We start from the raw sequence: 5,195 nt of genomic DNA, 5'->3' as shown, positions 1-5,195 counted from the left end.
CCTGCGTCCGCCACTTTTCCTCAAGTGGTAAAATAAAGAGAGAAACAAGCCGACGAAAGTCGGTTTTTTTGTGCCCAAATATCTCGTGTAGGAGCAGGTTTATCCTGCGATCTTTTACGAAAGTTGAATACGACGACGGTCGGAAGTTCACTCTCCATAACACAAGTCCTGCTTCCGCTACTGCATGATTAAACTCCCTAAACACTTTTCATTTTTTTTCTGACTGATACCCTAATCGTGTATTTATTTAGAGAAAGCGTTATATGTTTCAATCACTCAGAATTTGTTTACTGCTTGTTTTTTGTTGTGTTCCTTTAAGTGTTGAATCGCTTACACTAGGTGCTGAGCGTGCAGATGAGTATTTACCTGTGTTAAAAGGTAAGCGCGTCGGATTAATCGTAAACCAAACGTCCCGCGTTGACGACCAGCATCTAGTTGATTACTTACTTAATAAAAAAGTGAATGTTAAAAAGGTCTTTGCGCCGGAACATGGTTTTCGTGGCAATTATGATGCAGGTGCTAAGGTAGATGACACAAAAGATGTGAAAACTGGGCTACCAATCATTTCGCTTTATGGCAGTAATAAAAAGCCAAAGCCTGATCAGCTCAAAGATATTGATGTGCTTATTTTTGATATCCAAGATGTGGGGTTGCGCTTTTATACATACATCAGCACTATGCACCTTGCGATGGAAGCCGCAGCTGACGCAAATATTGAATTTTGGGTTTTTGATAGGCCAAATCCAAATATCGCATATGTTGATGGCCCATTATTAGAAAAACCATTTCAATCTTTTGTTGGTATGCATCCTATTCCCGTATTGCATGGCATGACCGTTGGCGAACTGGCGACTATGATTAAAGGAGAAGGGTGGTTAACCTCGCTTAAAGCGCCACAGTTACGAGTATTTCCAATGCGAAATTATAGTGGCAGCACTGAATATCGATTGCCGATCCCACCAAGTCCTAACCTGCCAAACCAACAAGCAATCTACTTGTATCCATCTTTGTGCTTTTTTGAAGCGACACCTATTTCTGTTGGTCGTGGAACGAATTTTCCCTTTCAAGTTTTTGGCTACCCAGATCCTAAATTGGGTGAGTTTCAGTTCACTCCTCGACCTGTACTAGGTGCGGCTTCCAATCCTAAATTAAATGGTGTGACTGCGTTTGGCCTGGACTTGAGAAACAGTAATGTACGAGGTTTTGATCTAACTTGGTTTGTTGCTGCATACGCGCAGTTCAAGCACGAGAATAAAGCGTTTTTTCAGTCCCCCTATTTTCTCGATAAGCTTGCTGGCACGGACAAAATCCGCAAAGCCATTGAGTCTGGCCAATCAGCATTAGAGTTGAGAAAACTGTGGCAGCAGGATGTACAAGATTTTTTAAAGCAGCGGAAAAAGTATTTATTGTATCCGAGGTAGTAGTGGGCTTTTGTTAGAGGTAAACGGCAGCACGAGTCTGCCGTGAGCGGCTTAAGTCTTACTCGCTACGCAATACTTGCATGTTTTCATTGGCCTTATCCACACGTTTTTGCCAATGCAGGTTAGATTGCGCGAGCGCAGTGAATAAAACATCAATAAGGTAGGCTTGAGAAGTACGAGACAGCATGCCTGAATGCTTAAGTGGCTCTCCTTCATTGATGCAATACAGTACCGCATCTGCCATTTCCGCGAGTGAGTGGCTACCATAACGTGAAATGGCAAGACATTTACAGCCATTATCCAATGCTTGATTAGTCAAGGTTAGCAAGCTCTTGCTGGTTCCTGTATTGCTGATCACAATAAAAAGATCGTCTTTGCCCATCGTTGCAATAAAGCTAGAGGCACTGATTTCATCGACCTGAGCAATTGCTGGAATACCAAGCTTTTGGAGTTTCCAAGTTAAATCTTGGGCCATAGTGAACGTACTACCAAGTGCACACACAATGACTTTTCTTGCGTTCTTCACCAGCTGAATTGCGTTTTCAAACTGTTTTGCTGAGTTAAGTTTTCGAGTTTCGGAAATAACATTTTGCTGTTTTAGTTGTAATTTATCTGCGATTAACTCGATGGAGTCATTACTGGAAATTAACTCATCAATTGGTGCGCTGGTATCTGTTTGCTCGTTGAGCGCATCAACAACGGCAAGTTTAAATGCTGGAAATCCTTTATAACCAAGTTTTTGGGCAAATTTTACGACGCTAGATTGGCTGACACCGGCTTCGCGTGCCAGCTCAACGGAGGAAAGCGCACGGATTTTATCGCCCGAGTTCAAGGTAAAGTCAGCAAGCTTTGCTTCACTATTTGATAGTGATGGACGAAGTGCTTTTATTTTGACAAATGTAGACATGCGATACTCAATCCGAACTAAATTAATCTGTCCATATTATAGGTTCAATTGGAACGTTACGATAGACCAAAAAGGAATATCATTGCACAAAACACACTCATTGTACCAGTATTGGGGTTAAATGTTGACTTAAAATTAATTTAGTCGCAAAGACTTGGTGTTTTAAACCGCTTAACTTAAGCTAAGTGTTTTGAATTTATAGATTAAACTATATGGCTTGGTACTCGATTTTGCCACCTTTGATTGCAATTGCAGTCGTGTTTTGGCGTAAAGAAGTGATTATCGCATTGATTTTAGCGCTAGTTTCTTCCGAATTTTTATTGGCTCTACATGGTCAGCAGTCGCTAATCGCCGGCACATTCGTAGGCAGTATTGAACGTGTTATTGAGGTTGCGACATCGGCAGGTAACAGCCGGATCTTGATTTTTAGTATAGTGATCGGCGCATTGCTCGCCTACATCAGAGAGTCTGGTGGAGTTGCTGCAACGGTGAATATGCTGCTTAATCGAGGCGTCGCTAAGAGTAAACGCCAGGTTGGCTTACTAACCATGTTTACTGGCACGGCAGTGTTTATCGAATCAAATATGAGTGTACTAACCTCTGGTATTGTTGCCAGGGGACTATTTGATAAGTTCAAAATGAGTCGGGCTCGTTTGGCTTATATCATCGATAGTACTAGCGCTCCTGTATGTATTTTGATTTTACTTAATGGCTGGGGCGCTTATGTGCTTGGATTGCTGAGTAACTACGAACTTGAGCAGTCGGCAGTGAGTATTTTATGGGGTAGTGTCGCGTTTAATTTTTATGCGATTATTGCACTGTTAATAGTTCTCTATACGATTGTCTTTGATAAAGTTCATGGACCGATGAGGGCCGCAGAGCAAGAGTTAAAGCACCATACAGCTGAAATTAGTAGTGGGCCAAGTGCCACCAAATCGCGTTATATGCTGATCCCTTTGTTAACGCTGATTGTAAGTATGATTGGATTTATGTTTTGGACAGGCAATGGTGTATTAGCAAATGGTAGTGGCTCTAAATCAGTACTTTATGCCACAATTTTAGCTTCAACCGTTGCGTACCTGCTGCTTTTAACTGGTAAGAGATTTAGTCATCACGAGCTAATGGATGTTGGATTTAAGGGGATGGGGGAGCTGCTGCCATTGGTAAGCATTGTGTTACTCTCTTTGACTTTAGGCGCAAGTCTAAAAGAGTTGGGAACAGGGACTTTTGTTGCGTCTTTAGTTGGTGACTATCTGCCTATTTACTTGATAGTGCCTGTACTCTTTATTACTGGTGCAATCATGTCATTTACAACCGGTACATCATGGGGCACCTTCGCCATATTAATACCGATTGGTGTGCCACTGATTCAAGCGCTAGGCCTACCGCCGTCGCTTGTGCTCGGTGCTATCTTAAGTGGCGGAATATTTGGCGATCACTGCTCGCCTATCTCTGATACCAGCGCAGTATCGGCACTGGCATCTGGATGTGACTTACTGACTCATGTTAAAACCCAGTTACCTTATGCATTGGTGGGAGGGGGATTAGCAATTATCTGCTTCTTTATTGCTAGCCTTATTATGATGTAAGAGTAAGTGCCAGTTAGGGGCAAGCCAAAACTTGGTTTTGCCCCGTACTTTCAATAGCAATAATTTGCCCCTTGTTGGCGGTCGACAGTGCTAGCATAACTGGCGTATTAAAATTGATAACACTAGTTTTTGGCTGTGGCATCGCGCTAAGCAGGCTTTGTTTTAACTCGATGAGAGTATGGGTATTACACTCTTTAATTAACCAAGCATCATCGTTAATCGCAACGAGTCGACCGTAACGCTGTTTTTGAACTTGTTGTTGCGCAGCCTCAAATCTAGCATCCAGCACTTTTTTCTGTTCATCTATACGGGCAAGGTACTGGCCTTGTTGTAGCTCATGCGTTTCAGTGTGTTGAAAATCGCCATAACTTACTAAATGAGCACTTGAGTCATACTCTTTATCAAAATCAACATGTTGATTTTGATACCACAAGGTAAAAAGTAAAGCGACTGAACAAGTAACCGCGCTCCACTGCCAAGTTTCTACACGACCCAAGTAATGATGGGCAAAGCTAACTAATCGTACTTTGATGCGAGCAGCCAAAGTTAACGGTTTGTCCTGCTTGTTAGCTTGGTAAGCCGCTTTTAACTTGGCGTCAAATTTGTCTAAATTACTCATGATTTTCACCCACTTGAGACTTTAGTGTCTCTTTTGCGTATCTAATTCGAGTTTTTACAGTCTCTTGTGTGGCCCCTACAATTTGCGCTATTTCAGCTAAGCTGAACCCCTCTAACTGTAAGCTTAGCGCCTCTTTTTGTAACAAAGGAAGTGCAGCAATTTGCTGATATAGCCACTGTTCCTCCGATGCTTTTGTAAACTCATTGGAGTTGGTCATGCCTATTTTACTATCTGTCAACTCAGAGAGTTTACCTGACGCCCTGATTGAATCGATTAGCAGGTTACGTGCAATCTGAAACAAGTAAGCCTTGGGGTGACCCTGCTGTCGATAAGCGTTTTTCTTTTCGATGACTTTTAACCATGTTTTTTGACATATATCTTCTGCCGACGCCGCCTGTGTTTGTGTTTTTAGAAAGTGAAATAAATCACTTTGATAGCGCTCAATGACTTGCTCTAGGTGTTTTACTTTACCTGTTGTCGCATATTCATAAAGCGGATCTTCTACGTTGCTGGTGGCGCGAGCACGCCATACTTTCAAGCTACTCAGCATAGGCAATCCTAAGTCTCAAGGGTCAACAGACCCTAATATCAATAAGCTAAATTAACCTGAGCTTCGGATAATTAATGCCTTTCTAGCAGCCAGTTTTAGCGCTAACTGC

Annotated in this window: 5 protein-coding genes; 2 read left to right on the top strand and 3 right to left on the bottom strand. The window is 42.3% G+C overall.

Translation table 11 applies throughout. The features are described 5' to 3' along the window. Positions 1-263 precede the first annotated feature (263 nt). Complete coding sequence (locus CWC03_RS21425; protein WP_138583588.1) at positions 264-1,421, top strand: exo-beta-N-acetylmuramidase NamZ family protein; 1,158 nt, start codon at positions 264-266, stop codon at positions 1,419-1,421. A 58-nt stretch (positions 1,422-1,479) separates the two neighbouring features. On the opposite strand, the gene CWC03_RS21420 is transcribed toward CWC03_RS21425, so the two are convergent. Then, positions 1,480-2,328: a MurR/RpiR family transcriptional regulator gene (locus tag CWC03_RS21420; RefSeq protein WP_138583587.1), complete on the bottom strand. Its 849-nt coding sequence runs from the start codon at positions 2,326-2,328 to the stop codon at positions 1,480-1,482. A 212-nt stretch (positions 2,329-2,540) separates the two neighbouring features. Here CWC03_RS21420 and CWC03_RS21415 point away from each other — a divergent pair, with 212 nt between their 5' ends. Beyond that, entirely contained in the window at positions 2,541-3,917 is a 1,377-nt protein-coding gene (locus CWC03_RS21415; RefSeq protein ID WP_138583586.1) for a Na+/H+ antiporter NhaC family protein, read from the top strand. Positions 3,918-3,930: 13 nt separating this feature from the next. Here CWC03_RS21415 and CWC03_RS21410 read toward each other — a convergent pair whose 3' ends face one another. Both CWC03_RS21410 and CWC03_RS21405 read right to left on the bottom strand, forming a co-directional pair. Further along, entirely contained in the window at positions 3,931-4,536 is a 606-nt protein-coding gene (locus CWC03_RS21410; RefSeq protein ID WP_138583585.1) for a hypothetical protein, read from the bottom strand. After that, positions 4,529-5,086 (bottom strand): RNA polymerase sigma factor, encoded by a 558-nt coding sequence (locus CWC03_RS21405; RefSeq protein WP_138583584.1) that lies wholly within the window; start codon positions 5,084-5,086, stop codon positions 4,529-4,531. Before CWC03_RS21405 ends, CWC03_RS21410 begins: the two co-directional genes overlap by 8 nt. Between the last annotated feature and the right edge of the window lie 109 nt (positions 5,087-5,195).

Origin of the sequence: Pseudoalteromonas sp. S2755 (genome assembly GCF_005886535.1) — a bacterium.
GTDB lineage: Bacteria > Pseudomonadota > Gammaproteobacteria > Enterobacterales > Alteromonadaceae > Pseudoalteromonas.
This window is presented reverse-complemented; position numbering and strand designations above follow the sequence as displayed.

Bases quoted from the DNA above. Each gene is read 5' to 3' on its own strand.
- CWC03_RS21425 (WP_138583588.1), top strand. From the start codon at position 264: ATGTTTCAATCACTCAGAATTTGTTTACTGCTTGTTTTTTGTTGTGTT.
- CWC03_RS21420 (WP_138583587.1), bottom strand. From the start codon at position 2,328: ATGTCTACATTTGTCAAAATAAAAGCACTTCGTCCATCACTATCAAAT.
- CWC03_RS21415 (WP_138583586.1), top strand. From the start codon at position 2,541: ATGGCTTGGTACTCGATTTTGCCACCTTTGATTGCAATTGCAGTCGTG.
- CWC03_RS21410 (WP_138583585.1), bottom strand. From the start codon at position 4,536: ATGAGTAATTTAGACAAATTTGACGCCAAGTTAAAAGCGGCTTACCAA.
- CWC03_RS21405 (WP_138583584.1), bottom strand. From the start codon at position 5,086: ATGCTGAGTAGCTTGAAAGTATGGCGTGCTCGCGCCACCAGCAACGTA.